Origin of the sequence: Corynebacterium sp. LaCa117 (genome assembly GCF_046717765.1) — a bacterium.
Classification (GTDB): domain Bacteria; phylum Actinomycetota; class Actinomycetes; order Mycobacteriales; family Mycobacteriaceae; genus Corynebacterium; species Corynebacterium kefirresidentii.
In genome coordinates this window covers 618492-643565 of record NZ_CP177102.1, presented here as the reverse complement: position 1 = coordinate 643565, position 25074 = coordinate 618492, and the positions used below count along the sequence as shown (strand labels likewise).

Genomic DNA, 25074 nt, shown 5'->3' with positions numbered 1-25074 from the left:
GCAATCTTTCTAAGAGTTGTTCATGACAAGCCGGCTGGTAGAGCCACCGGCGATGATCAATCCGACGATGAAGAGCAGTAGATAGGCGGTCGGATTATCTAGGCTCCCGCCGGGAGACGTCGCGGACTTGACCTGGAATTTGTTCGATCCGTCCTCGTATCCCTGCCCCGAGTCACCGGCTAGCACTGGATCCCCGGCCCCGGCATGAGCGCCGCCCTTGGAACTAGGGGTTCCCTTTCCGTTTCCGCCTGCGCTAGATCCACCGGATCCGCCGGATCCAGAACCGGAGCTAGAGCCTCCACCACCTGATACGGCGCCGCAATCAGCGCTTCCGCCCAAGGTGGCGTGGAAGCTCAACGGGTCCAGCTGGGTGCCTGGTTCATAGAACTCAGCGAGTGCCTGGGAACCGGCTTCAGAAAGCGATACCGCAGCTTCACCGGACACGGTGTCCGTGCCGATGTCGAGGGATTTAAAGTTCAAGGTGCCAATAACAGTGCGTCCAAAGTCTTTCTTCTTCCCTTCCATATTGGAAGAGCGCACGTCAGCGATAAGCTCGCCAGAATTGCCGTTAAAGGTGATTTCCAGGTTGGCGATGTTGAGGTCCAGCTTGCCGTGGTGCCCGGTGAACTGCATGCTTCCGCCATATTGCACGGAGCCCGCGCCATCTTTTACGGCACCGGAGTTGCCCGTGAATTGGAAACGCCCATTGTCATAGCCAACACCAGAGAGATCCCATCGGCCCTGGGCAATGGATCCGGTGATATAGGACTGGAAGGATTTCTTTAAACCCCACTGAGCGGTGGCTTGAGCAACACCAGTAGCCTCACAGACGGCACCGTCCCCGCCAGATCCTCCCTCGCCCGAATTACCTGAGATCGGGGCGCCAGAGCTCGCAGATCCAGAGTGCGCAGGACCAGAAGCCGCTGTTTTGCCAGCACCTGAGGCACCGCCGCCTCCACGCGAACCAGAGTTGCTCGGTGATGAATTTTTCGATGCAGAGTTAGTAGAAGCCGAGTTTCCTCCAGTGGAGTTCGACGTACCCGAAGTAGAGCCACCCGAATTCGAGTTCGATCCACCCCGGTTATTGAAAGACTCCAACTCATCCAGGAACGCCTGGGTATTGCCCATAAACGTAGTAATCCCGTTCATCGTGTCATTGGTTTCAGACAGGATGTCCATAGCTTCCTTGTTAAAGCCCGTGAAGGAACCCGTAATGGAGGTCAATGGGCGCTCCCCACCGGAACCGGAGCCAGAACCGGATCCAACGCACGAGCCGTCGAGCGCAATGCTGCCGGAGGACGGATCTAAGGCTTCGCCCGGCTGGTAGAAGCCGGTAAATAGCTTGGCCCCGCCGGAAGTCAGAGCGGTAGATCCAGACAAATCAACCTTCCCGGCACCATCTTCGACGGGGTTGGCCAGATTAATGGTGGCGATTACCTCATCATTGCCTTGGATCTTTTTACCGCGGCTGAGGTCTTGGCGGTTCATCTCATAGGAGACGTAGTCCACGGAAATCTGTGCTTGCTTTCCAGAGGCCTTGACCTTGAAGTCCGACATCGTCATGTCCAAGACCCCATCGTGGCCGGTAAAGCTCAGCGTTCCATTGAACGGAATCGTGACGTTTCCACCAGACGCATCGGGCTTTCCTGGGGCAAAGACGAACGCACCATCGCCCTGTTCGTCGCCTGTAAAGCCAATGCCATTGGCACCCCATCCACCGTGGGCGATATTGCCCTTGACGTAGCTACGGAATGATTGCTTGATGCCCCACTTCCATGTGCAGGATTCATCTGCGTGGGCCACTGGAGCAGATGACAAAAGTGGGGCGAATGCCGCGACGAGAAATGCGGCGACGATGCTGCCGAACGCCGGCTTCCACAGTTTTCCAATCATATTGAGAACCTTGTTTTCGTGTCTAGAAATGAAATAGGCTACGCTTGCATTAGTTAGGTAAGTGTATCCTTACCTAACTCCTTCTGATTGTCAATAAACCACCCCTACAAGAAGCAAAGAATGCAAAACGACCCCCGCAAAGACATCTTCACCAGCATCTATCCAGATGTGGATCCCACACAGAACTTCCCACTCACGTTCGGTGAACGCTTGTCCTTAGCTCTTTCCGTCGGCGTATTTATGTTCGGCGGCGTAAGCGGCAACCTGCTCATCGCCGGTATCGGCTTGGCCTTCGTGGTCGCCTGTTCCTTGGTACTTGCCCGTAAAACGCCACGCCGCATCCGCGCAGAGGCCCGTAGCCGATTCCCACGGGAACCGTGGGCCGAACAACCCAGCTTCCTCGTGCCCGTCGTATGGATCCTCATCGCAGTAGTCGCGGCCCTGGCGTGGTGGTTTACCCCCGTGAAATACCTCGCGTGGAGCGCGGGCATTATTGCTGTCATCGCGGCCATCGCAACGTGGTTCCTCCCCACCCTGCAGCGCCGCCGCGCGCGGTCTGCACGCGCAAAGCAAGACGCGTTAGCTACCCCAGCGCCCCAAAGCTCCCTGGCGGGTTAAGTAGCAAAAAGTGTGTCTGAGTTACAGTGATCTTGCTGCTCAGGTTGGGTAAATCGGGCGGATATAAGGTCTTGGTGCTTATATCCGCGCGTTTCGTGTTCAATCCATCGGAATGGCACCCGCATGTGCTAGCCGGGGGTTGGTGTGCTTTCCGGGTGAGTAAAAACAGACCACGATGCCCGGTATGTGCTGGGCAAATGAAGAAAAACGGAACCACATCCAAAGGCACAACCAGGTGGCGGTGCAAAGACCCGAACTGCGGCAGCTCCACGACACGAACTCGCACCGATCTCACGCAGGCCCGCAACTTTAAAGCCTTCGTCTCTTATGTCACCTCCACAGCAACGTTGTCTGAACTCGCCGGGCAACAAAGGGTGAGTCGTTGGACACTTGATCGCCGATTCGAACCGTTTTGGCTCATCGACATCCCCAACGACGGTGCCCCGCAGCGCGTCTACGATCAGATCTTCATCGACGGCACCTACACCGCGGCTGGCTGCCTACTTGTGGCAGCCAGCCGCGACCACGTCATTGCGTGGCACTGGACCAAACACGAAACAGCCCACGCATACACGCAGCTACTTCGCAAAATCGCCGAACCACTCTGCGTCGTCCTCGACGGCGGACAAGGCGCACTCACCGCGATTAAAGGGTGCTGTTGCAAAGTTGGGGCAGTAGAAAGACCGGCGTGAAATAATCAGAGCCATGGGCATCTTCTCCGGTCGGCATTTCCCCCGTGACATCATCCTGTGGGCGGTGCGGTGGTACTGCCGCTACGGCGTGAGCTACCGCGACCTCGAAGAAATGATGACCGAGCGGGGTGTGCCAGTCGATCACACCACGATCTACCGCTGGGTGCAGAAATACGCCCCTGAGCTGGATAAGCGCACTCGCTGGTACCGGCAGGTACCCGACTGGCAGGCCCAGTCCTGGCGGGTGGATGAGACCTATATCCGGGTCGGCGGCACGTGGTGCTATCTCTACCGGGCTATTACCGCCGGTGGGCAGACCTTAGACTTCTACCTCTCACCAAAACGGAATGTGGCTGCGGCCAAGCGTTTCCTGGCCAAGACGCTGCGATCGAATACGACAGCCGGGTCCCCGCGGGTCATCAACACCGACAAGGCACCAGCTCTGGCCAAGGCAATATCCGAGCTGAAGGCGGAGGGAATCTGCCCTCAGATGGTGGAGCACCGGCAGGTGAAATACCTGAACAACGTTCTCGAGGGAGATCATGGCCGACTTAAAAGAATCCTGGGACCGAAGGGGGCGTTCAAAAACCGAATTTCCGCCTACCGGACGTTGAAAGGGATGGAAGCGATGCATTCATTACGGAAAGGTCAGGGCACGATGTTTGCTTATGGGCACCCCAATCCGGACGCGGTGATCGTCAACCGGGTCTTCGAGACGGCCTGAGAACGCCGGCACGCAGCGGCCATCAGGAAATGAGAAACTGGGTCGTCTCGGCTCTCCGCCCAACTTTGCAACAGCACCAGAAACGACATGCCCCGAAGACGCGAAAAAGGCAGACCATACCCCTGTTCACCAAATTGTGTGAACTTCACACGAGTTTAGATGATTTCACACACCACTTCACATTCGTAATTTATCCTCTGACCTGCTATTATCCCCTATTCCACACATTTCACATGTTTTCCAGTATTGAGATATAAGAGCATAAAGCAGCTACCTCTATATAGGTGGTACCGCATAGCTACATACGGCTATATAAAAAGTTTTGTTGAAAATCGTGTAAACGTGTGAAATGGCCTTTTCCTACCCGCCTACCTGGGAAACACCTTCACAAACATTGTGTGAAATCGTGTGAGTTCACATGTTAAGTCGTGATTTCACGCGATTATTGAACGTATCCACCCATAATTATGATAGCCAACCACTTATAATCACATCTTCACCCCTTAACTGTGCCTAGAAACATATTGGCACTAATCTAGACACGGATTAGACAAGGTGGTTTAAGGTGCTTTGCCCGATGCCTCACCCTTGTGGGCGAACCGCTTACCCTTCCCCGCTTTCTAGGCGTCTACCTTCCACTCGATTCCCACCGTCTTCGGGTCGAACCGCTTGCGCCCTACTACCGCTTTGTAGAGTCGAACCTCCATGAGCGCGTCTATGATTGCCCGCTTTGTCACCAGCGAACTGTCCCTAAATCCCGCCGCTGGGTCTTGCATCCCTGTTAACACCGATTGCGTTGCCTCTGGCAGCATCTTAACCTGTTGCCGGCGCAGACCGTCGATAGCAGCCTGAGCCTTATCACGCTTGCGCTTTAGGTCCCGTGCGGTGATTAAATCTTCATCGAAGTCAGACTCAGCACCCTTAATCCTGGCCTCTAGGTCCTTTATCTGCTGCTCTATAGCCTTCGATTCTTCCGTCGGCTCCTTCCTTGCTACCAGCGCCTCCACCACGTCTTCGCGAGATAGAATCTCATCTACAACCGTACAGACCAATCGGTCTATAGGCTCGCGGGTGCGGGAGATCCCACATTGCCTGCACCGGTACCTCAGACCTAATGTGGTCATATGGTGGCCGCATTCGCCGCAGATATAAAGACCCGAACCTAGTCCGGCCCGCCCGCTTCGGTTATGCCTCCTCTTATCACGCTTGGGGTCGCACAAGATATCAGAGACAGACCACCACAAACTCTTATCCACAATAGGTTCCCAGAACCCGGTGACACGCTCGCCGTCGGCATCACGGGCAATATGCATCCTTTTACCCGGTGCCGTATCAGACCCGGCACCCCTATGCTCTGGCCTCTTCTTCGTGTCTTCGGGCATATGTACCCGGTACCCGGCATAGGTTGGATTAGATCCAACTCTTAGAACCATATGATGTGTCCACTTGGTCTGCTTCGGCTTCGGTAGCAGCTCCATATCACGCTCTGCGCGCTTTTCATTGCGCTGTTGCCATATCAGTATCCCGGGCGGTGTACACGGGGCAAGCCACGGCACCTCTTCATCTCTACCCGCTTCGCCATTGAGTGCGCGCACGATATCAGCCATAGACACCCCTGCCTGTATAGCCCTGTAGATACCGCGCACCGTCTTAGCCCTATCCTCTATAACTTTGTAGTCATTGTCATAGCCATAGGGCGCGGCCCCGCTGGGGCGGCCTCCTTTTTGCGCCTTCTGAAGTATTGCGCGCTTTTGCCGCTCAGACTTGCGCTCAACTTCTTTACTGGTAAACGCACCCATAAGACGCGACAAAAATCGGCCGTCATCATTGCTCAAGTCAAGTTCGCCGTTGCACGTTGCTAGGTGCAGATTCGCATATTTAGCCCGCCCTAACCATTGCTCCATCTGCATAGGTTGTCGGGTAAGCCTGTCGAGGTTATAGCAAACAATAGTGTTAAAGCGACCCGCTTCGTAGTCTTCCTCCATGCGGTTGTACTCACGGCGCGTTACGTGTTCCTTACTTGCGCTCACCGAGTTGTCGACATATTCATCTACTAACTCCCACCCTTCCCGTTCAATAAGCGCCATGCAGTCCTCCCGCTGACGCTCAATACCGAGGCCGTTGTTTTCTGCATCGAGGCTAATCCTTAGGTACATCACTGCTTTTCGCGTCATTTTAACCATCCAATCTTGTGATGTTGCGCACAAAATGTGCCTTTTCTGATGTGTCTTTGTACCCCATCTTACCGGAGAAGGGGGTGCGGATGACGCGGCGCAAGGGCGGGCCGTCGACGCTTTCGATTACCGGTGATTCCGATTTCATCGCTGACCTGCACGCCAGCATCAGTGAAGAGAAACCCTTGGATTCCGTGGAGAATATTTTCTTCCGCGGCGGAGCTACGGCGCGCCCTGCCGCGATGACGAATATCATCATCCAGCTCGATGAATTAGATGAAATCCTCGACGGTGGAGGCGAGGAAATTACGCTGCGGTTGACCAATGGGGCCGAAATCAGCGGCGCCAAACTGGTGGAAAAGCGCCTTGCCGACTGCGGACTTGTCACGCTCGTCCACCCCTATGAGGGGCCGGTGAACCTGTATCGCACCTCGCGGCATGCCTCGGATAAGCAGCGGCTGATGGCGGGCGCGGAAAACCCCACGTGCCCGTGGGCCGAGTGCAATTATCCGGCTGATAAGTGCCAGATTCATCATCTGCGGGCGTGGAAACACGGCGGCGAGACCAATATGGCGAATCTCAGTGTGGCGTGTCCGTACCACAACGGCGTCAATGACGACGACCCGAACGCCCCGCCGGTGCGCGGCCGGTTAGCGCGGCGGCGGGGCCGAATAGTCTGGGTTCCGCCGTGGGCCAATTCAAGCTGAAGACCCTGCCCTCATTTTTTGGGCGGACGCTTCCCAGATCACACGGCTTTCCCGCACAGTGCGAGTCGGTGAAGCATTTCTAGGCTTGAAGGAGGGAGCGGCCGAAAAAGTCGGAGTCATCAGCGACGCCGGGCAAAGCATAAAAATAGCCACCACCATAGGGTCGGATATAGTCCGCTAGGGGTTCACCTTCGAGGCGCTTTTGCACCGTGATGAACTGACGCTCCAAGTCCTGCTGGAAGCAGATAAAGACGAGTCCGACATCGAGGGTGCCGTTATCGCGCACGCCATTGTCGTAGTTATAGGCGCGGCGCAGCATGAGCTGGTCCGCGGTTTCTGGCGTGCGCGGATTCGCCAGGCGAATATGCGCGTCGGTGGGGATGACGTCACCGGTTGCGTCATCGAGATAGTTGGGCTCGGCATATTCGTCGCCACCGGAAAGCGGGCCACCGGTTGCACGGTCGCGGCCGAAGATTTGCTCCTGCTCAGCAATGGAGATGCGATCCCAGAATTCCGTATACATAGCGATGAGGCGAACCACCATATAGCTGCCGCCGGCGGCCCAGTCCGGCTCATCCGTACCGGCCCAGACCAGCTTGTCCTGATCCTTTTCGGCTGGATTAACGATGCCGTCTTTAAACCCAAGGTGGTTGCGCTGGGTGCCAGACGGCCGCGGTTCATTCATATAACCGTTTTGGCGCCAGCGCACGGCCACATCTCCACGGGTGTGCCGCAAGATATCGCGCAGCGCGTGAATGACGGTATCGTGCTGGTCGGCGCAAATCTGCAGAGCAAGGTCGCCGTGGCATAGCTCCTCCTCCAACGTGTCATCGGCGAAGGCCTGCATGGAACTTAGGTGGGCGGGTTTGTGGGGTTTAAGGCCGAAGCGGTCGTCGAAAAGCGAATTGCCCACGGCGAGGGTAATGGACAAACTATCGGTGGGAAGCTTAGGTCCTAGCTCCCCGGAATCGCCGGCGGGATAGGCAATGCCATCGGCCGCAGTAGCGCCGCCGGAGGTGAGAATGCGGGCACGCTCAGTCACGGTGCGAAGCAACTTCTCTAAGCGCGATTTCTCGGTGAACTGTACATCGAGGGCGACGACCTCGGAATACTTTTGCGCTGGGGTCACGATCCCCTGCTGGTGCTCGCCGTGGAAAGGAAGTTCGAGCGGAGCGTCTGCCTCGGTGCGCGGCGATGGAGAAGCATGGTCAGCAGCGCCTTCGCTTCGCTTAGAGGAACCAAAGGAAGAACCCGCGAGACTGGACTGCGCATTGGCAGCCGCTGCCGAGCCAGAAAGCGCGGCGGTGGCCGCGAGCCCAGAGAGGAACGAGCGGCGGGAAAAATCAAACGGGCAGGGCACTAATCCATCCTTCTAACTACGGTCATCGTGGCGACAGGGGCAAGCAGTTCATTGGCACGCGCGACGGCGGACTGCACACGCATCCGGTCCTTCTGGGACCACTTATTAAAAGCGGTGTCATATTTTTCATCGAACTTCGTGGCGAGCTTGTCAAGCTCATCCAGCTGCTCATAGATGGGCGAGGTATCGAGCCCACGGCCCTCGACAAGGGAGCGGACGGCATCCAACGTCAGCCGGGTTGAAATAACGTCGCCCCGCAGCGCGGTGGGCAGGGCATGGGCGCCGAAATCGCGTTCGCCGCGCATGTCGAAGCGCTCGAATTCCTCCATTACTTCATGGGTGCGCAACCCGTAGTCGGGGGCGGGAATGGCGAAATGGGAGGTATCGAGGGCGCGGGCGGTTTTATCGACGGCGTCGGCAAGCGCGCGGGCAGGCTTCGCCGCATCCTTGACGGGGCGCTTGGACCACAGCAGCTTTTCGACGTCCATGTACCCCTCCAAGCCGGGCCCCGGCCACATCTCGCTGGAATCGTCGAAGGATCGGTAGGTCTCGAGGTAGTCAAGGTAGGCCGCTTGGGCAGCGCGGCGATCTTTCGAGGTGGCTTCAGCAAGAGCGTGGGCTTTCTTCTGCAACTCGGGCACACGCTTTTTCTGCCTGGCCGCTTGCTGAATGGCCACGGCCGCGACCTCGCGGTCAGTAATGGGGACCATCTTGGGAGCATCGGTGATGGTGGAACCGGTGACCGCAAAATCATCAGATTTCACGGCCGAATCATTGTGGAAAACGCAGGTGAGGTGGTATGTGCCGTCCTGCAGTTTCGGGGCCCAGGCGCGCTTGGCTGGGGTGCCCACGCGCTCGAGGACCTGGTAGGCGTTGCCCGCATCATCTGCCACGTAGACGGTGAGCGCAAGCCCCGAGGTGTTATAGACCTTCCACGATGCCTGCCCCTGTACCTTCTCCGGCGTAGGACATGAATACACGTCGCGCACATTCAGCTGTGGTTCTTTCGGCTTCGCGCTTGTGCTTGTCGACGCCGCCGGCCGCGAGTCTCGCGAGCTAGACGAGCTAGAACCGAGAGAGCTCAAGGAGCTTTGGGCGACGGCAGTAGGAGCTATGGCCGCGATGGCAAGCACCGTGGCGGTGGCAAAATGGAAGGTCTTCATTGATTAAAACGGAAGGTTGGGCAATGGCGGGAGCTTAAAATCTTGCAGCTTCTTCAGGTCTAGGCCGGGGTGGCCATTCATGTACCAAGCGACAACCCCTGCGCCGACGCCCAGAGCCGTAAGGATAGCCGCAATGATACCGCCCTTAGAAGAACCAGCGGAAGAACTGGAGCTCGAATCATCGGGCTTATTCGCACCTGGCTGTGGCTTCGCATCTTGGTGCAGCTTGGAGATGTTGGGAACGCCCTGTTCGGTGACCTTGGGGTCGTCCATGCCCTCGACGACGTCCTTGAGGTTGGTGCCGGCGCGGGAGGAATTATCCACCTTTTCAATGGAGGCGTAGTCCTTGGCCACGGTACCGTCGGTCTCGTTCAAGAAAAGCTTCGGGGCCTTGTGGGCGGCGTTGAAGTCAAACATGTTGTTGAGCTCGCCGGCGCGCTCGTCAAAGGCAATGCCCCCTAGGCGACCGAGTCCCCAATTGTCCTGAATGAACTTGGTGACGGAAGTCTGCTCGGTGTAAGTGGAGTCGATGTGGTTAGTCTTCGCGTATGGCGAGATAACCATCAAAGGCTGGCGGGTACCCGGCCCGCACTGGCCGTCCTTTCCGCCGGCAACGCCTACCTTTGCTGCGGCGGCGGTGCAGATTTCCTTGTCCTGATGCGGGTCATTGGAACCATTGCGGATTTCTGGGGCCTTGTGGTCGTACCAGCCATCGGAGTCATCGTAGGCGATAACGACCGCGGTGGAATCCCACTCTGGGGAATTTTGCAGCTCATTGATGTAATGGGTGATGAAGGCCTGCTCGTCTAGCGGGTTGGAGTAACCGGCGTGTCCGTCTTGGTAGTTGGCAGCCTTCAGGAAGGACACGGCCGGCAGGTTGCCCTGCTCCAGAGCGGTATCGAAGTCCTGCAGATCGTACTGGTGGTTGGCGCGGTCAGTCTTGCCGATCATGTCATCGCTCGACGGCGCCAAGTGGTGCGGATTCGCGGTGGAAGCGTAGTACTGGAACGGCTGGTGGTGCGGATTATAGTCCGTCTGGTTCTGGCCGGTCAGCGTGGTGTGGGAGGCGCCGCAGCGTGCGCGAGCGTCGTCTGTAGCTTCCTCGGTTGGCCGGAAGCCGCCTTGGAACCAGCCCCAAGTGACGTCCTTGTCATTGAGCTGGTCACCGATGTTCTTGGAGTGCATCGCGGTGACCTGGTTGGTGCCGGCGGAAGAGTTATTCGAGCAGTCGTCGTAAAGCGGATCTGGGTCGCCGACAACAGTGGCGGTCTTGCCATCTTCGGATACCCCAGCGAGGGCGTGGTTCTTGCCAGGTTCGATCTTCTTCTGCTCGCCCGTGGCTGGGTCATGCATGGTCCCGCCGGCCACGGTTCCGGAAATTAGATTCAGCGCGCCTGGGGTGGATGGGCCGAAGATAGTGGAGTAACTATTGTCGTTCATCGCAAAGTTTTGCGCGTAGTTCCACATTCCGGTGACGGTATTGCCGTCGTAATAGCCCATAGTCATGCCTGGAACGGCATAATAGCCGTTGGAAGACTTATCGATGTCGGTGGATACAGTCTCCGGGAACTTGTCCATCTTGCCGCCGTTATATGCGGCCTGCTCATCGCCGTAGTGGTGGTTCTGGTCCGTAGTTACTGCATGGTCTGGCCCGATGCGGAAAGGCTTGACGGAGTTGGGGTTCTTGTCCCCCATTACGCCATCATTTTCGAGGTTTTTCGCCTTAGGGGTGTCCTTCTTGGCGGTAAACTTTGGGGCGTCCTTGTCGCTGCCCTGCAGCTTTTCGCCGTCCTTATTCACGGCGTTTGGGTAGGTTCCAAAGTAGTGGTCGAAGGAAATATTCTCCGAGTAAATGACAACGACGTGTTCAATTGGGGTCGTGGTGGCTGCCTGGGCAACGCCGGGGACAAGGGACGTAGTGGCGGCTGCGGCGGCGCAAAGGGCCACAGCGCGAGAGCGAAGCTTCATTAAAAATCCAACCTTGGTCAAGAATTTGCGGGGGCAGGTCGAAAGTGGCTGTGGCTCACCAGGCGAGTCATCGGTCGCTTTCGAATCGAAATTTAACGCCGCCAAAACACCGACTGCAACTAGATTAAAAGGGCGTCCCCGGCCGTGGGGACGCCCTATAGAAGCAGCTCACTTTGAACTTTTGCCGGCCACACCCCGGGAGCCGTTAACGAAATGTTAAGAATCTATTCGGCTCCACTTTGCCAATAGGGGGTACGGGGTTAATCGTCGGCGTCGGTAGACAGCGCAGCCACGAAAGCCTCCTGCGGCACCGAGACGGAGCCCAGCGTCTTCATGCGCTTCTTACCGGCCTTCTGCTTCTCCAACAGCTTGCGCTTACGGGAGATATCGCCGCCGTAGCACTTGGCCAGCACGTCCTTGCGCATGGCCCGGATGTTCTCGCGGGCAATGATCTTCGAACCAATGGCCGCCTGCACCGGCACCTCGAACTGCTGGCGCGGGATGAGCTCCTTGAGCTTCTTGGTCATCTTGTTGCCGTACCACTGGGCGGAATCACGGTGGACGATGGCGGAGAAGGCGTCGACCGGGTCGCCGTTGAGCAGGATATCGACCTTGACCAAGTCCGCGAGCTGCTCGCCGGCCTCCTCGTAGTTCAGCGAGGCGTAGCCCTTTGTACGGGACTTGAGCATATCGAAGAAATCGAAGATGATTTCACCCAGCGGCATGGTGTAGCGCAGCTCTACGCGGTCCTCGGAGAGGTAATCCATGCCTCCCATCTGGCCGCGCTTGGACTGGCAGAGCTCCATGGTGGGGCCGACGAATTGCTCGGGCACGACGACGGTCATCTTCACCACTGGCTCGTAGACCTCGTTAAGCTTTCCTTCCGGCCAGTCGGACGGGTTGTGAACCCACTTTTCTTCGCCGTCTTCGGCCACCACGCGGTAGGTCACCGACGGCGCGGTAGAAATCAGATCGAGGCCGAACTCGCGCTCCAAGCGGTCGCGGGTAATTTCCATATGCAATAGGCCCAAGAACCCGCAGCGGAAACCAAAGCCCAGGGCGACGGAGGTTTCGGGCTCGAAGGTCAAGGAGGCGTCGTTAAGCTGCAGCTTTTCCAAAGCATCGCGCAGGTCCGGGAAATCAGCCTGGGAGATGGGGAAAAGGCCGGAGTAGACCATCGGGTCCGGGTCCTTATAGCCTTTAAGCGGAGTCTCAGCGCCGCCGTTGGACCAGGTGACGGTATCTCCCACCTTGGTCTCGCGCACGTCCTTTACGCCGGTAATCAGGTAGCCCACCTCGCCGGGGCCCAAGCCCTCACACTTTTGCATCGTGGGGGACACGATGCCGATTTCGAGCAGCTCGTGGTTAGCGTTGGTCGACATCATGGTGACCTTCTGGCGCGGGGTGAGTTTGCCATCGACCATGCGGATATAGGTGACAACGCCGCGGTAGGTGTCATAGACGGAGTCAAAAATCATGGCGCGGGCCGGCGCATCCGCGTCGAACTCGGAGGACGGCGGCGGCACCAGCTCACAGACCTTGTCCAGCAGCTCGACCACACCCTCGCCGGTCTTGCCGGATACGCGCAGGACCTCTTCCGGCTCGCAGCCAATGATATTGGCGATTTCCAGCGCGTATTTTTCCGGGTCGGCGGCCGGCAGGTCGATCTTATTGAGGACCGGGATGATTTCCAGGTCGTTTTCCATCGCCAGGTAGAGGTTGGCAAGGGTTTGGGCTTCGATGCCCTGGGCGGCGTCGACAAGCAGGATGGCGCCCTCACACGCCTCGAGGGCGCGGGAGACCTCGTAGGTAAAGTCCACGTGGCCGGGGGTATCGATCATCTGGAGGACGATCTGCTCCCCTTCGTCCGGACCGGACTGGGGTACCCAGGGCAGGCGTACGTTCTGCGCCTTAATGGTGATGCCGCGCTCGCGCTCAATGTCCATATTATCGAGGAACTGGTCACGCATATCGCGCTCCGCAACCACCTTGGATAGCTGCAGGATGCGGTCCGCCAGCGTCGACTTGCCGTGGTCGATGTGAGCAATAATGCAGAAGTTTCGGATTCGGGCGGGATCCGTAAACGTCGTGGCCGCAAAGTTTTCAGACATACGTCTACAATAGTCGACATGAAAAGCGCCATGCTCACCCGACTGCGCCAAGCGCTGGGAATCAGCGAGCGCGAGCCCATAGACACCGGCCTGACCCGCATTAATTCCCGGTTGGGGCTGGATAGGTCGGACGAGTTCCACGAGCCGCGTAAGGCCGCTGATATCCGGGTCGAGGCCACCGCCTCTCACCCCCGCTCCATATTTTTCTCCCCCGATATGGATGGCCAGGCTGATTCCGGCGAGGTGGTCTGGGTATGGGCCCCGGCCGAAGGCAAGCAGGCCCCGCCACGTGAGCGAGCCATCCTGGTTGTCGGCCGCACGCGCACCACGGTGATGGGTTTGCTTATCTCCCCCAACCCGAAGCATGCGCTTGACGACGCCTGGCTGGAAATCGGCGCCGGCGAGTGGGACGAATCCGGGTGCGATTGCTGGGTGCGCCTCGACCGCTTGCTGGAGGTTTCCGAAGAGCAGGTGCGCCGACAAGGCACACTTTTTCCCGAACGCCGGTTCGAAAGAATCGCGAATAGGTTACGCGCGCGCTACCACTGGGCCTAACCAGTCGCACAGACGGCGGCCATGCTGAGAGTTTTGGCAGGTCGGGTTCGGTACTGCTATTGTATGTTGGTTACTTACTTGCCGGGCGCGTTGGTCGGGGCGGGCAGGACCTTGGGTTCGCTCTTCGAATACCAGCGCCGAGCGCGCCAGCGATTGCTGGCCGCGGGAGTAGTCCGAGTAGGTCGGTTTCTATGTCAATCACTTTCGATTACTAAGAGGTATTTTCCATGGCAAATATCAAGTCCAAGCAGAAGCGCGTTATCACCAACGAGAAGGCACGCCAGCGCAACAAGAGCGTTCGCTCCGCCGTCCGTACCGAGATCCGCAAGTTCCGCGAGGCCGTTACCGCTGGCGACAAGGCTGCTGCTGAAAAGCAGCTGCGCGTGGCATCCCGCGCCCTGGACAAGTCCGTGTCCAAGGGTGTCTTCCACCGCAACACTGCAGCCAACAAGAAGTCCGGCATGGCTTCCGCGTTCAACAAGATGGACTAAGAGCCATTGCACTGACAATCCCCCGGTCGCACTCTACGGAGCGCACCGGGGGATTTTCTTAGCCTAGACCCGACTTGATTTCTAGTGGTCGTGGAAACACCTGACATGGGTTAGGTGATTGTGTGGAGTCGAAATGGGTTCCGGATTCTGTTGTTGTGGCGCGGTTTGCGTCGTTGGTTCGGGCTGGTAGTTCAATACGGGCGGCTGCTGGGGTGGTTGGTTTAGCGCGTTCGGTGGCGTATCGGCTTGCTGGTGAGTTGGACTTGCCGCGCAAGCGCCGCAGGACTACTAGCTCGGATGACAGTCAGGAAATAGCTCGCCTGTGGCTGGAAGGTGTGGCACCGATGGATATTGCGCGCCAGCTTTCTATAGGCTCTTCTCCGGTGTACCGCATCGGTATTGAGCTTGGTTTGTGGAAGCGCAATCCATATGGCCGCAAAGCTGCGGCAACAACTGGCCGATGTAGCTATCTGCAACTGCGTGCGAATGCTTTAGGGCGCAAAGATGCAGCTTTAGCCTGTGGCATTCATCCGCGTAATGCTGCTGATATAGACAAAGGTGTCATTAAGCTTTCTACCGGGCGTGTGCCTTTTGTCCCGGCTGGCCCGGATGTGGCGCTGTATAACAGGCTTATGCAGGTAATTGAGTACGTTGATGGTCGCCAAGCAGTTCCAGTCCAGGTTATTCCGCAACAGCGTATCGATAGGCGTATTTCTTCGCGCTACTTGTCGGTAGAAGAGCGCGAGCTCATCTTTGATCTTGACCGGCAAGGCAAAGGCGTACGTGAGATAGCTCGGCGTCTTGCCCGCTCTGCTGGCACTATCAGCAAGGAGCTTAAACGCAACCGGGATGAATTTGGGGTGTATCTTCCCACGTATGCGCACCGTAAATCGGTGTTGCGTAGGTTTAGACCGAAAAAGCGCAAGATTGATGCCAATCCACGTTTGCGCACGGTGGTCTGGGCGATGGTGAAAGATAGGTACTCGCCAGAGCAGATTTCTGGGAGGTTGCGCAGCTGCTATCCCGGTGATGAGACTATGTACGTGTGTCCTGAAACGATTTATCAGTCTTTGTATTTCCAGGCTAAAGGCGAGTTGAAAAAGGAAGTCGCTGCTGCACTGCGTCGCGGTCACGCCCAACGTCGACCTCGTGGCACGCGCAGTGCCCGCAAGCGGTTTGTTGACCCTATGGTGATGATTTCCGACCGCCCAGCAGAAGTAGACGACCGGGCAGTACCAGGTCATTGGGAAGGCGACCTCATTCTAGGCGCGGGTAATAAGTCCGCAATTGGAACGCTAGTAGAGCGAACCACGCGCTATGTCATCTTGCTGCATTTACCGAATGGGCATAGTGCTACCGAAGTAAATGAAGCACTTACAAAAGCGATTGCTACCTTGCCAGATCATCTCAAAGGATCACTTACCTGGGATCAGGGAAGTGAAATGGCCTGCCATAAGGCCTTTTCTGTAGCTACAAACTGTCCCGTGTTTTTCTGCGATCCTGGTTCGCCGTGGCAGCGAGGCACCAATGAAAACACCAATGGACTACTAAGACAGTACTTCCCTAAAGGGACAGACCTCAACGTCCATAGTGCAGCGGACCTAGAATTCGTCGCCATGCAACTCAACCGCCGACCCCGCAAAACCCTGGGCTTTCAAACACCAGCCGAGAAAATGGCCGCACTGATAAACTCAACCGAAACATAGGAAGTGTTTCCACGACCACTAGAATCTGCCCGGCTACGTGTTGGGTAGGTCGCATTTAACCGATTGTTTTAGGCGGCACACAGGCCTACTGCTAACGTTGCCGTTATTCAAAGGTTTGCATTAGAAAAGGAGTCCGCCCATGGATACGTGGGAACCCACCCTGTCGACCGGCCCGCTGCTGGGCATTGCGGTGGCAGCCATCGCCGTAATCTTGGTGTTGGTCATCTATTTCAAGCTCCACGCCTTCCTCACGCTACTGGTGGTCTCGGCACTCACTGCGCTGGCTGCGGGCATTCCCCTCGACGGAATCGTGCCCACCATGACAGAGAGCTTTAGCTCCACCCTAGGGTCGGTGGCACTGCTCGTCGGCTTGGGCGCCATGATCGGACGGCTGGTGGAGGCTTCCGGTGGCGCTAAATCGCTTGCCGACGCCATGGTCCGTCGCTTCGGCGAATCTAAAGCACCCCTAGCGCTCGGCCTAGCGTCGCTCATTATGGGCTTTCCCATTTTCTTCGATGCCGGCCTGATTGTGATGCTGCCGGTTATCTTCGCCGTCGCTCGCCGCTTGAATGGCCCTGTCCTTGCCTTCGGTCTGCCGGCAGCCGGCGCATTCTCGGTCATGCACGTCTACCTGCCGCCGCACCCGGGCCCCGTTGCAGCCAGCGAATTCTACGGTGCCGATATGGGTCTCGTTCTTTTAGTCGGACTCATCCTAGCCCTGCCCACCTGGTATATCTCCGGCTACCGCTTTGGACTGCTCTCCGGTAAGAAATTTCCCATCAAGGTAACCGATGCCATCGCCGGTCCTCTCCTCGCGGAGGACGAGCAACCTCACAAACCCGCCTCGGCCGCCACGGTGATTTCCATCCTGCTCATCCCGATGGTGCTCATCTTCTTTAACACCGGTCTCAATGCTTTGGCGTCCTATGGTACCATCGACGCCGACGCCGCGTGGGTACGGTTCTTTGTCATGCTGGGCCAGACCCCCATTGCCCTGCTGATTACCGTCCTCGTCGCGCTCGTGGTCTTGGGCCTGCGCCGTGGCGTAGAAAAGACCGCGTTGGAAAAGCTTGTCGATTCCTCCCTCGGCCCCATCTGCTCGGTCGTGCTTATCACCGGTGCCGGCGGCATGTTCGGTGGCGTGTTGCGTACCTCCGGGATTGGCGATGCGCTTGCTGATTCTCTTTCCGGCCTCGGCATCCCCGTCATCCTGGCGTGCTACCTCATCGCCGTAGCACTGCGCCTGGCCCAGGGCTCGGCGACCGTTGCGCTAACTACGGCCGCCGCCCTCATGGTCCCAGCCGTGGAAGCTGGTGGCTTCAACGAACTACAGCTCGCTCTTATCGTTGTTGCAACCGCCGCCGGTTCCGTCTTTGGCTCCCATGTCAATGACTCCGGATTCTGGCTCGTCGGCCGCCTGATGGGCATGGACACCATGACCACGCTTAAGACCTGGACTGTCAACCAGGTGCTCATCTCTGTTATCGGCTTCGCTCTAGTACTGGTCATGTACGGCGCCGCAGCTGCCTTCTAGGGCCGGCTTTAAGCACCCGCTTTAATCCATGCTGCGGCATCGCCCGCAATTTCCGACGCCGGCCGTGTCACATCAAAGACCCGGCCGGTTTCGTCATTTTCCAGCGGCTCCAAGGTATCGAACTGCGATTGCAAGAGCGATGCCGGCATAAAGTGTCCCGGCCGATGCTGCATGCGTTCATACAGCACGTCAAAGTCCCCGTGCACGTGGACAAACACCACGCCCGGGCAATACTCGCGAATCAAATCCCGGTATTTCCGCTTCAACGCGCTACAACCCACCATCGCGCCTTCCGGCCTATCCGCCAACCACTGACCAATCTGTTTCAGCCACGGCTCTCGGTCCGCATCATTGAGCGGAGTTCCCGCCGCCATCTTGTCGATATTGGCCTGCGGGTGCATATCATCACCATCGCGATACTCCAGCCCAACCAGCGGCGAGAGCGCTTCCCCCACCGTTGTCTTGCCCGAGCCAGATACTCCCATGACAACGACGTGGCGGAAAGGGTGCTGCTTCATGGTGGCTCCTAGGGTTGGGGTTTTACCTTCGAGTTTAGGCTGAACCCCAGCGCTGACCTATTTTGCGCCGTTCTCATCCCTGGCACAACCGGTGCGATCTGTGTCATTGCGACCAAGGCCTAGATGTTTGGACGAAGCACATCAAGGTAACCACGAATCTCGGCAGAAATAACTTCCACCAGAAAATTAAGGATGGTTCAATAGCTGAATTGGTTCAGCGACTACATGATTTCGCATAAATCATCCGTTGGGAGCCTCTGCCAAGGAAAGCAGCCTATGGCCCCCAACTGAGGGTTAAGGGGCGATAACGTGGCTGAAAGTTGGCTGGCGCGCGGGGTAAAGGTGGCCTAGGCGAGGTTTTTGAGAGCGTCGGTAACCAGCCGCCAGAAGCCGGCGTGGTCGAGGGTGGTGGCGACTTGGGTGTGGCAGGAGGCGTCGGCAGGCTCGCGGAGATCGGTGACGGTCATGCCAGTGGTAAGGGCGCCGGCAAGCTCGACGTGGACGGGTGCTTTACGGATCTGGACGATATTCGGATCGATGAGATAGGCGATGGTGCACGGGTCGTGGACCGGTGGGTTATCAAAGCCCTGGTTGGCCTGGTAGGCCTTGCGGAAGAAGCCGAAAAGGCCGACGACGAACTCCGAGACCGGGGTACCCAGAGCCTTGATCTCGGCTTCGACCTCCGGGGTGGCAAGCGCCTGGTGCGTGAGGTCGAGGCCCACCATGGTCACAGGCCAAGGCTCTTCAAAGACGATGTGGGCGGCCTCAGGATCGATCTTGATATTGAACTCGGCGACGGGGGACCAATTGCCCTCGTGGTAGCCGCCGCCCATGAGGACTACTTCCTTGACGCGCTCGACGATGCGCGGCTCCTTGCGCGCGGCCATCGCGATATTGGTAAGCGGGCCGGTCGGCACCAAGGTGATGGTGCCGGGCTCGTGGAACATGATGGTGTCGATGATGAAGTCGATGGCGTGGGCGTCGGCAAGCGCGGTGCTTGGTTCCGGAAGTTGGACACCTTCCACGTCCATGCCGGTGGAGCCGTGGATGGCCTCGGCGACCTCGACGGGGCGCACGAGTGGGCGGTCGCAGCCGGAATAGACCGGAATCTCCGGGTGACCAGCGATTTCCTTGACCACCAGGGCATTATGGGAGACCTTATCCAAGGTCTGGTTTCCTCCTACGGTGGTAATGCCCAGCAGGTCGATGGTGGGGTTGCCCATGGCTAGGAGCAGGGCCACCGCGTCATCGTGGCCGGGGTCGCAGTCCAGAATAATTTTTCGCGTCATGTCAGGAGCCTACTTTCGGGCGTTGACGGCTGCCACGGTGTCATCAATAGACTCGGGGCGTGGAATGCGGAAGGACAAAGCTAGGGCTGAAAGCAGGATGATGACGCCGGCGATCATGCCCGCGCGGTAGCCATGCTCGAAAGACCCGGAAACCGCGAACAACACTGCAAAGGACAGGCCCGCGCCCAGGTTAAAGGCGCCGGCGTTCATGCCGGGCAGATAGCCTTGATTATCGGCCGGCGAAAGCACAATGCCTAAGCCATTGAGCATGATATTGGCAATGCCCGCGTAGGTTACGCCCAAGAAGATGGAGACGAAAAGCAGGGTCCACGCGTTCGGAACGCCCACCACGAAAATGGAGATAATCAGGCCGACAACGGTGCCTAGGAGGCCGGTTTGCAAGACGTACTTATAGCCCAGCTTGGAGGCCATCCAACCGGCAATCGGGCCGAAGACTAGGCCAGCGAGGGCGTATGGGGTAAGGGTGACCCAAGAAATGGCGCTGGCAGAAATTCCGGCGCCGGCATCTGCATCCTGGCCAAGATTGGGGATAAGGCCATTCATTACGGCAAAGACACCGGTCATGGTGAGCAGAGTGGTAGAAAGCAGCGCCCACGTGCGGCGTTGTTTGAGGTAGGCCACCGGTACGAGCGGGTCGGCGACCTTCTTCTCCACATTCCAGAAGGCCCAGAAGCCGGCGGCGCCGATGAGGAGAAGGATGATGACGAGGAACCAATTGGCCTCGGCAAGCTTGCCGGCTTCGTTGAACGCGGTGAGAACGCAACCCAGCGCCACCGCCAGAGGTAGAACACCCGCCCAATCCATGCGCGGGGTTTCGGTAGCCGTGGACTCCTTGGTAAATACCTGCACCGCTACTACTGCAATGGCGCACAGTACTGCCATGGTCCAAAAGACCGAGCGGTAGCCAAAGTTGCCTGCCAGCCAGCCGCCGGCCAGCGCATCCACGCCGGCAATACCACCGTTTACCGAGGTCACAATACCCAGCAACAGGGCGTACTGCTGTTCATTGAGCACTTGCTGGCGCAGCATAATCAGGCACAGCGGAACCGTAGGCCCTGCTACGCCTTGAATGATGCGGCCAATAAGCAACACAGCGACGTTCGGCGCAATAGCCGATACCACGCAGCCCAGCGCAGCAACCGCCATCATGCCAACGAGGACCTTCCTGCGCCCGATGAGGTCACCCCAGCGCGGCAGGAATAGTGAGAACAGTGCCGCGGCCGTAAAGAATGCCGTTTGCGTCAGGCCGATCTGCGCCGTGGTAGCTCCCAACTCGTCTTCCATCGTCGCCAAGGCGGGCGAGAGCATCGACGCATTGAGCTGGAACGCAAACACCGCCGTAAGCAGTGCGAACATCAACGGGATATAGGAGCTGGGCTGGAGCTTTGGGGGCTCAGAGGTGGTGGAAGTCATGGCTTTAATTTAGATCAACCGTGCGGCAAACTACTAGACCAAGTTTTGGCCAATTTTTACTAGTCAGATATCTTCTTCGGTCGCGGCCCTTGTCGCAATTGCCTACTGTGCACAAGTAATGGCTTGAAGCAGTCTTTTAGTAACCGTAACCGACAGTAGAGGCTCAGCCTTCGCTTGCCGACGTCCCAACACACAGCCGAATCAGTGCCTTGCCTAGAAACGGGAAATTGTTCATCGATTCCTGATGTACGGTAGTAACATCTGCATTCTTCTAATACATAGTAAACAGCAGAGGACGCCGACGTTGAAAGGACTTAGCTTCCGTTATGGCTACACTTTCTGATCGCCTGCACCGAGCCCAGCAGGATTTTAACGCGGTGATTACCGTCATCCCGTTTGATGAGCACGTGGTGGATGAATCGCCCTCGCTCATGGGACAGCCGGTAGCGTTCAAGGACATCGTGGATGTTGCTGGGGTGTCGACTACCTGCGGCACCAAGGTCAAAGTTGGGCGCGCACCGGTCAAGGATGCACCAGTGGTGCAGCGTTTGACGGCGAAGGGTGCGCTGCCGGTAGCGAAGGCGAACCTGCAGGAATTTTCCTATGGCATTTTGGGCGATGCCTCGGCCTACGGTCGCGTTATCAACCCTCGCGATCCCGAAATCTGCGGCGGTGGTTCTAGCTCTGGTTCTGCCGCTTTGGTGGCTTGCGGCGCGCTGCAGCTTACGGTGGGCTCTGATAGCGCCGGCTCGGTGCGAGTGCCTGCTGCTTGCCAGGGCGTGCTGGGGTTCAAACCCACCTTCGGGCTCATTCCGGTAGAAGGTGTTTTCCCCTTCGCCCCGAGCTTTGATTGCATTGGATTCTTTGCCAGCTCAATTGACCTCATTGAGCAGGCCTTTATTGCTACCGCAGATGAGAAACCGGCCGCGGCGCAGGATGTTTCTGCTCTTGATGTCACGGCACTCAAGGCCAAGGGAGAGCGCTTCGCACATCTTTTGGCGGCGCTAGATCACTCGGACTTTAAGCTCACCGAGGGCGTGGACTTGGAAGACACCATCGCCGCCACGGCCGAGCTCTACGAGCCGATGCGCTTAAAAGAGGTCTATGATGTCCACCGGCCATTGCTGAACCAGCGCGAAAGGTACCAGGATGTCATTTTGCAGCGAGTGCTGGGCGGAGAAAATATCAGCCAGGAAGATTATGACGCGGCTGCGCAGGGCGTGAAAGAGCTGCGCGAAAAGGCTCTTGCCCTGCTTAGCGACGCCCCCATTATCCTCACCCCTACCCTCGATTCCGGCCCCCTCAAGTGGTCCGATATCACCACGGAGAATACCGCGGAATCGGCCGCGAGCCTGCGGCGCTGGACCGAGCCTTTCAATGTGCTTGGATGGCCGGCGATTACGGTTCCGCTGCGCGGCGAAGAGGAAAAGGGCGTGGGTGATGCGGTGCAGGTCGTCGGCAAGCCGGGCGAGGACCTAACCGTGCTGCGCGTTGCCAGCGCTCTGCAGGCCCTGCTCTAGGCCTCGGCCAGTACTGTCTTTTCCTGCGTGCGCGGCCGCCAATAAGCAGCTTCTACGGCGCTAAGCTCCTTGAAATGCGATGAGGTGAGCTCATCCATTGCGTGGATATAGCCAGGAACCTCTTCGCGCGGCAGGCGCAACCCCATGGTCAGATGCGGGGTCCACCGGGGCCCGCGCCCGTCCGGATTGGCGGCACTGATTTTTCGCGCGGCAATTTCTAGCTCGTCGGTCGTTTCAAGCAGCCAAGCCACCGTCTGCTTGCGCTTGGTGCCGAAAATGACGTTTCCTACCCGCCGGAAATCTGCCGGTATGACAGGCGGCAGCAGCTGCGCCGCTAACTCCACGACCTCTGGCTGCATGTGCGGTGAAAAGGTCACAGTAATGTGCGGGCGTTGATGCTGGACGGGAAAGCCGCGCTGGGCGAGGCCGGCAAAAATTTCGCGTACTTGGTCCTCCTGCTTTTGCGGCAGGTAGAGCAAGATATTATCCGGCGATGCTTTACTCACGGCGTGGCGTCCTTTTCTGTGCTCGGGTGCTTCCAGCGTACCGGCGCATAAGACGACAATCCCCTATTGTGCCAACGCAAACGTTTGCCGTTTAATAAGACTCATGAGCACTTCAGAGTCATCACCCCTCATCCTCGCCATCACGGCGTGTCCGACGGGCATCGCGCATACCTATATGGCGGCCGAGAACCTCGAGGCCGCAGCCCAAGAACTGGGCTACCGCATCAAGATTGAAACTCACGGTTCTATCGGCGTCGAAGGAGCCTTTAGCAAGCAAGATATCGAAGACGCCGATGCCATTGTCATTGGTGCCGATACTGTAATTTCCAAAGACCGCTTCCATGGCAAACGCCTCGAGGCCACCGGCGTGGACGAGGCCATCAAACACCCAAAGGAACTACTAAGCAGGTCCTTAAGCGCTGCGCGCTGGGAAGGATCTACAGACAGCCAGGAAGAAGAAGCGCCCCGCAAAAATAGTATTGGCCAGACCTTGTACAAAGCGCTGATGAACGGCGTCTCACACATGATCCCGTTCGTGGTTACCGGCGGTTTGCTCATTGCGGTAGCCCTCTCTATCGGTGGCACCCCAACGCCTGAGGGCATGGCGATTCCAGAAGATAGCTTCTGGAACACGGTCAATGAACTCGGCGCTCTGGCGTTTTCACTGATGGTTCCAGTTCTCTCCGGCTACATCGCAGTGGGCATCGCGGACCGACCGGGCCTTGCGCCTGGCCTTATCACCGGCCTCATCGCCACTACCGGATCCCTGTATGGGTCTGAAACGGGCGCCGGCTTCTTGGGCGGCATTGTCACCGGTATCTTGTCTGGTTATGTGGCCCTGGCCATTAAGAAGATTCCAGTGCACAAATTCATTGCACCGATCTGGCCCATCATTGTCATCCCGATTTTCACCACCCTCATCGTGGGGCTTATCTTTATTTTGCTCATTGGCGCACCTGTCTCGGCTGCTTTCGAAGCAATGACTGAGTACCTCGCCGGCATGCAGGGATCCTCCGTCATCGTGTTGGGCCTCATCCTTGGCGCCATGATTGCCTTCGACATGGGTGGCCCCTTCAATAAGACAGCCTTCCTCTTTGGCGGCGGCATGATCGCGGCCGGCAACGCGGCGCCGATGGGCATGGCGGCCTGCGCCATTGCTGTGCCACCTCTTGCCGTGGGCGTAGCGACGCTTCTGCGTCGCCGCTGGTTTAACAAAGCGGAAAGTGATGCCGGCATCGCGGCATTGTTCATGGGATTCTTCGGCATTACTGAGGGCGCTATTCCGCTCGCTGCCGCACGCCCATTGCAAGTTATTCCCGCCAATGTTGCTGGTGGTGCCGTAGCCGGTGCACTTGCCGGAGCATTTGGCGCGCAAGACCACGTAATGCACGGCGGGCCAATCGTCGCGGTGCTCGGCGCCGTAGACAATGTCGTAGGTTTCTTTATCGCCATGCTCGCCGGCATCGCGGTCTGCGCGGGCCTTATCCTCCTGCTAGTGGGGTTGACGCAGCGCAAGGATAAGCCGCTGGTAGCCGTGGACACGATCAGTCTGGATAAGGACTTGGGCTCTTCCAGCGAAGAGGTCATTCGTTCCCTAGTGAAGCTCACCTCTCCGCGCATGTCCGATGCGGAAGCGGTCGCTAGCGCCGCAATGCAGCGCGAATCTACCCGTTCCACCGGTGTGGGACACGGCGTAGCCATTCCGCACGCGCGGTCTGCCGGGGTAAAGGTACCCACCCTTGCCTTCGCCCGCCTGCCTCAGGGTGTCACGTGGGCCGAGGGCGAGGACCCAACCACCCTCGCCTTCCTTATCGCCGTTCCCGACGATGCCGGAAAGCAGCACCTCAAGCTATTATCCAAGCTCGCCCGCAACATCATGAAGGAAGACTTCCGCGCCCAACTCCACGGAGCACGGAACCGGAAGGAAGCCGCCGACATCATTTCCTCGGCCCTTTCGCCCGCCCCCTCTACTAACAAGACGGCCGCGACCAACCAGGCTTAAAAAGCCTTACTTTTGCGAGCGCTCAGCGATTTCTCCGCTGAGCGCTCTTTTTATGCCTAAACAGCGCGAAGATACCGCGATTCTGCTGCCCCCACGAACGGGGCAATGC

Annotated in this window: 18 protein-coding genes and 2 pseudogenes; 10 read left to right on the top strand and 10 right to left on the bottom strand. The window is 58.0% G+C overall.

Annotated features, from left to right (window positions below):
• Positions 1-9 precede the first annotated feature (9 nt).
• Positions 10-1893: an HtaA domain-containing protein gene (locus tag ACLI1L_RS03270; protein WP_411708035.1), complete on the bottom strand. Its 1884-nt coding sequence runs from the start codon at positions 1891-1893 to the stop codon at positions 10-12.
• 120 nt (positions 1894-2013) lie between these two features.
• Between ACLI1L_RS03270 and ACLI1L_RS03265 the strand changes: the two genes are divergently transcribed.
• The 3 genes and pseudogenes from ACLI1L_RS03265 to ACLI1L_RS03255 all read left to right on the top strand — a co-directional run bounded on the left by ACLI1L_RS03265 (position 2014) and on the right by ACLI1L_RS03255 (position 3927).
• Positions 2014-2511 (top strand): hypothetical protein, encoded by a 498-nt coding sequence (locus ACLI1L_RS03265; RefSeq protein ID WP_316328755.1) that lies wholly within the window; start codon positions 2014-2016, stop codon positions 2509-2511.
• Positions 2512-2708: 197 nt separating this feature from the next.
• A pseudogene (locus ACLI1L_RS03260) lies at positions 2709-3167 on the top strand (IS256 family transposase); the annotation flags it as partial.
• A gap of 49 nt (positions 3168-3216) precedes the next feature.
• Positions 3217-3927: an IS6 family transposase gene (locus tag ACLI1L_RS03255; protein WP_049160553.1), complete on the top strand. Its 711-nt coding sequence runs from the start codon at positions 3217-3219 to the stop codon at positions 3925-3927.
• Between the two features lie 620 nt (positions 3928-4547).
• Here ACLI1L_RS03255 and ACLI1L_RS03250 read toward each other — a convergent pair.
• Complete coding sequence (locus tag ACLI1L_RS03250; protein WP_316328552.1) at positions 4548-6101, bottom strand: recombinase family protein; 1554 nt, start codon at positions 6099-6101, stop codon at positions 4548-4550.
• A 62-nt stretch (positions 6102-6163) separates the two neighbouring features.
• Between ACLI1L_RS03250 and ACLI1L_RS03245 the strand changes: the two are divergent.
• Positions 6164-6808: pseudogene (locus tag ACLI1L_RS03245) on the top strand (HNH endonuclease signature motif containing protein); the annotation flags it as partial.
• A 79-nt stretch (positions 6809-6887) separates the two neighbouring features.
• Here ACLI1L_RS03245 and efeB read toward each other — a convergent pair.
• The 4 genes from efeB to lepA all read right to left on the bottom strand — a co-directional run bounded on the left by efeB (position 6888) and on the right by lepA (position 13410).
• A complete protein-coding gene (efeB, locus tag ACLI1L_RS03240; RefSeq protein ID WP_086588300.1) occupies positions 6888-8168 on the bottom strand; it encodes an iron uptake transporter deferrochelatase/peroxidase subunit in 1281 nt (426 codons plus the stop codon).
• Entirely contained in the window at positions 8168-9331 is a 1164-nt protein-coding gene (locus ACLI1L_RS03235; protein ID WP_411708034.1) for an EfeM/EfeO family lipoprotein, read from the bottom strand. The genes efeB and ACLI1L_RS03235 overlap by 1 nt, the downstream gene beginning before the upstream one ends.
• A gap of 3 nt (positions 9332-9334) precedes the next feature.
• Positions 9335-11299, bottom strand: coding sequence for a phospholipase C (locus ACLI1L_RS03230; protein WP_411708033.1), 1965 nt, complete (start codon positions 11297-11299; stop codon positions 9335-9337).
• 260 nt (positions 11300-11559) lie between these two features.
• Positions 11560-13410 carry a translation elongation factor 4 gene (gene lepA / locus ACLI1L_RS03225; RefSeq protein WP_411708032.1) on the bottom strand — a complete coding sequence of 617 codons (1851 nt, stop codon included), beginning with the start codon at positions 13408-13410 and terminating at the stop codon, positions 11560-11562.
• Positions 13411-13428: 18 nt separating this feature from the next.
• Here lepA and ACLI1L_RS03220 point away from each other — a divergent pair, with 18 nt between their 5' ends.
• The 4 genes from ACLI1L_RS03220 (at position 13429) to ACLI1L_RS03205 (ending at position 17696) form a co-directional block, all read left to right on the top strand.
• Positions 13429-13965, top strand: coding sequence for a type II toxin-antitoxin system PemK/MazF family toxin (locus ACLI1L_RS03220; RefSeq protein ID WP_023031165.1), 537 nt, complete (start codon positions 13429-13431; stop codon positions 13963-13965).
• A 227-nt stretch (positions 13966-14192) separates the two neighbouring features.
• On the top strand, positions 14193-14456 hold the full coding sequence (rpsT, locus tag ACLI1L_RS03215) for a 30S ribosomal protein S20 (RefSeq protein WP_049361613.1): 264 nt from the start codon (positions 14193-14195) through the stop codon (positions 14454-14456).
• 632 nt (positions 14457-15088) lie between these two features.
• The gene (locus ACLI1L_RS03210; RefSeq protein ID WP_239206889.1) at positions 15089-16162 is read left to right on the top strand and encodes an IS30 family transposase; all 1074 of its coding nucleotides are present in this window, start codon (positions 15089-15091) and stop codon (positions 16160-16162) included.
• 139 nt (positions 16163-16301) lie between these two features.
• Positions 16302-17696: a GntP family permease gene (locus tag ACLI1L_RS03205; RefSeq protein ID WP_086587969.1), complete on the top strand. Its 1395-nt coding sequence runs from the start codon at positions 16302-16304 to the stop codon at positions 17694-17696.
• Positions 17697-17704: 8 nt separating this feature from the next.
• Here ACLI1L_RS03205 and ACLI1L_RS03200 read toward each other — a convergent pair whose 3' ends face one another.
• The 3 genes from ACLI1L_RS03200 to ACLI1L_RS03190 form a co-directional block, all read right to left on the bottom strand.
• Positions 17705-18214 (bottom strand): gluconokinase, encoded by a 510-nt coding sequence (locus tag ACLI1L_RS03200; protein WP_411708031.1) that lies wholly within the window; start codon positions 18212-18214, stop codon positions 17705-17707.
• Positions 18215-18561: 347 nt separating this feature from the next.
• Positions 18562-19503 (bottom strand): nucleoside hydrolase, encoded by a 942-nt coding sequence (locus ACLI1L_RS03195; protein ID WP_411708030.1) that lies wholly within the window; start codon positions 19501-19503, stop codon positions 18562-18564.
• Between the two features lie 9 nt (positions 19504-19512).
• The gene (locus ACLI1L_RS03190; RefSeq protein ID WP_411708029.1) at positions 19513-20937 is read right to left on the bottom strand and encodes an MFS transporter; all 1425 of its coding nucleotides are present in this window, start codon (positions 20935-20937) and stop codon (positions 19513-19515) included.
• 326 nt (positions 20938-21263) lie between these two features.
• On the opposite strand from ACLI1L_RS03190, the gene ACLI1L_RS03185 reads away from it, so the two are divergent.
• Complete coding sequence (locus tag ACLI1L_RS03185) at positions 21264-22457, top strand: amidase (protein ID WP_086587965.1); 1194 nt, start codon at positions 21264-21266, stop codon at positions 22455-22457.
• Here the strand turns inward: ACLI1L_RS03185 and ACLI1L_RS03180 are convergent.
• Positions 22454-22963 carry a 2'-5' RNA ligase family protein gene (locus ACLI1L_RS03180; RefSeq protein WP_411708028.1) on the bottom strand — a complete coding sequence of 170 codons (510 nt, stop codon included), beginning with the start codon at positions 22961-22963 and terminating at the stop codon, positions 22454-22456. The two genes, ACLI1L_RS03185 and ACLI1L_RS03180, sit on opposite strands and share 4 nt — an antisense overlap.
• A gap of 103 nt (positions 22964-23066) precedes the next feature.
• Here ACLI1L_RS03180 and ACLI1L_RS03175 point away from each other — a divergent pair, with 103 nt between their 5' ends.
• Positions 23067-24965: a fructose-specific PTS transporter subunit EIIC gene (locus ACLI1L_RS03175; protein WP_411708027.1), complete on the top strand. Its 1899-nt coding sequence runs from the start codon at positions 23067-23069 to the stop codon at positions 24963-24965.
• Positions 24966-25074 lie beyond the last annotated feature (109 nt).

Bases quoted from the DNA above. Each gene is read 5' to 3' on its own strand.
- ACLI1L_RS03175 (WP_411708027.1), top strand. From the start codon at position 23,067: ATGAGCACTTCAGAGTCATCACCCCTCATCCTCGCCATCACGGCGTGT.
- ACLI1L_RS03255 (WP_049160553.1), top strand. From the start codon at position 3,217: ATGGGCATCTTCTCCGGTCGGCATTTCCCCCGTGACATCATCCTGTGG.
- ACLI1L_RS03220 (WP_023031165.1), top strand. From the start codon at position 13,429: ATGAAAAGCGCCATGCTCACCCGACTGCGCCAAGCGCTGGGAATCAGC.
- ACLI1L_RS03200 (WP_411708031.1), bottom strand. From the start codon at position 18,214: ATGAAGCAGCACCCTTTCCGCCACGTCGTTGTCATGGGAGTATCTGGC.
- ACLI1L_RS03270 (WP_411708035.1), bottom strand. From the start codon at position 1,893: ATGATTGGAAAACTGTGGAAGCCGGCGTTCGGCAGCATCGTCGCCGCA.
- ACLI1L_RS03190 (WP_411708029.1), bottom strand. From the start codon at position 20,937: ATGACTTCCACCACCTCTGAGCCCCCAAAGCTCCAGCCCAGCTCCTAT.
- ACLI1L_RS03185 (WP_086587965.1), top strand. From the start codon at position 21,264: ATGGCTACACTTTCTGATCGCCTGCACCGAGCCCAGCAGGATTTTAAC.
- ACLI1L_RS03230 (WP_411708033.1), bottom strand. From the start codon at position 11,299: ATGAAGCTTCGCTCTCGCGCTGTGGCCCTTTGCGCCGCCGCAGCCGCC.
- rpsT (WP_049361613.1), top strand. From the start codon at position 14,193: ATGGCAAATATCAAGTCCAAGCAGAAGCGCGTTATCACCAACGAGAAG.
- ACLI1L_RS03265 (WP_316328755.1), top strand. From the start codon at position 2,014: ATGCAAAACGACCCCCGCAAAGACATCTTCACCAGCATCTATCCAGAT.
- ACLI1L_RS03250 (WP_316328552.1), bottom strand. From the start codon at position 6,101: ATGACGCGAAAAGCAGTGATGTACCTAAGGATTAGCCTCGATGCAGAA.
- lepA (WP_411708032.1), bottom strand. From the start codon at position 13,410: ATGTCTGAAAACTTTGCGGCCACGACGTTTACGGATCCCGCCCGAATC.
- ACLI1L_RS03210 (WP_239206889.1), top strand. From the start codon at position 15,089: ATGCAGGTAATTGAGTACGTTGATGGTCGCCAAGCAGTTCCAGTCCAG.
- ACLI1L_RS03235 (WP_411708034.1), bottom strand. From the start codon at position 9,331: ATGAAGACCTTCCATTTTGCCACCGCCACGGTGCTTGCCATCGCGGCC.
- ACLI1L_RS03195 (WP_411708030.1), bottom strand. From the start codon at position 19,503: ATGACGCGAAAAATTATTCTGGACTGCGACCCCGGCCACGATGACGCG.
- ACLI1L_RS03205 (WP_086587969.1), top strand. From the start codon at position 16,302: ATGGATACGTGGGAACCCACCCTGTCGACCGGCCCGCTGCTGGGCATT.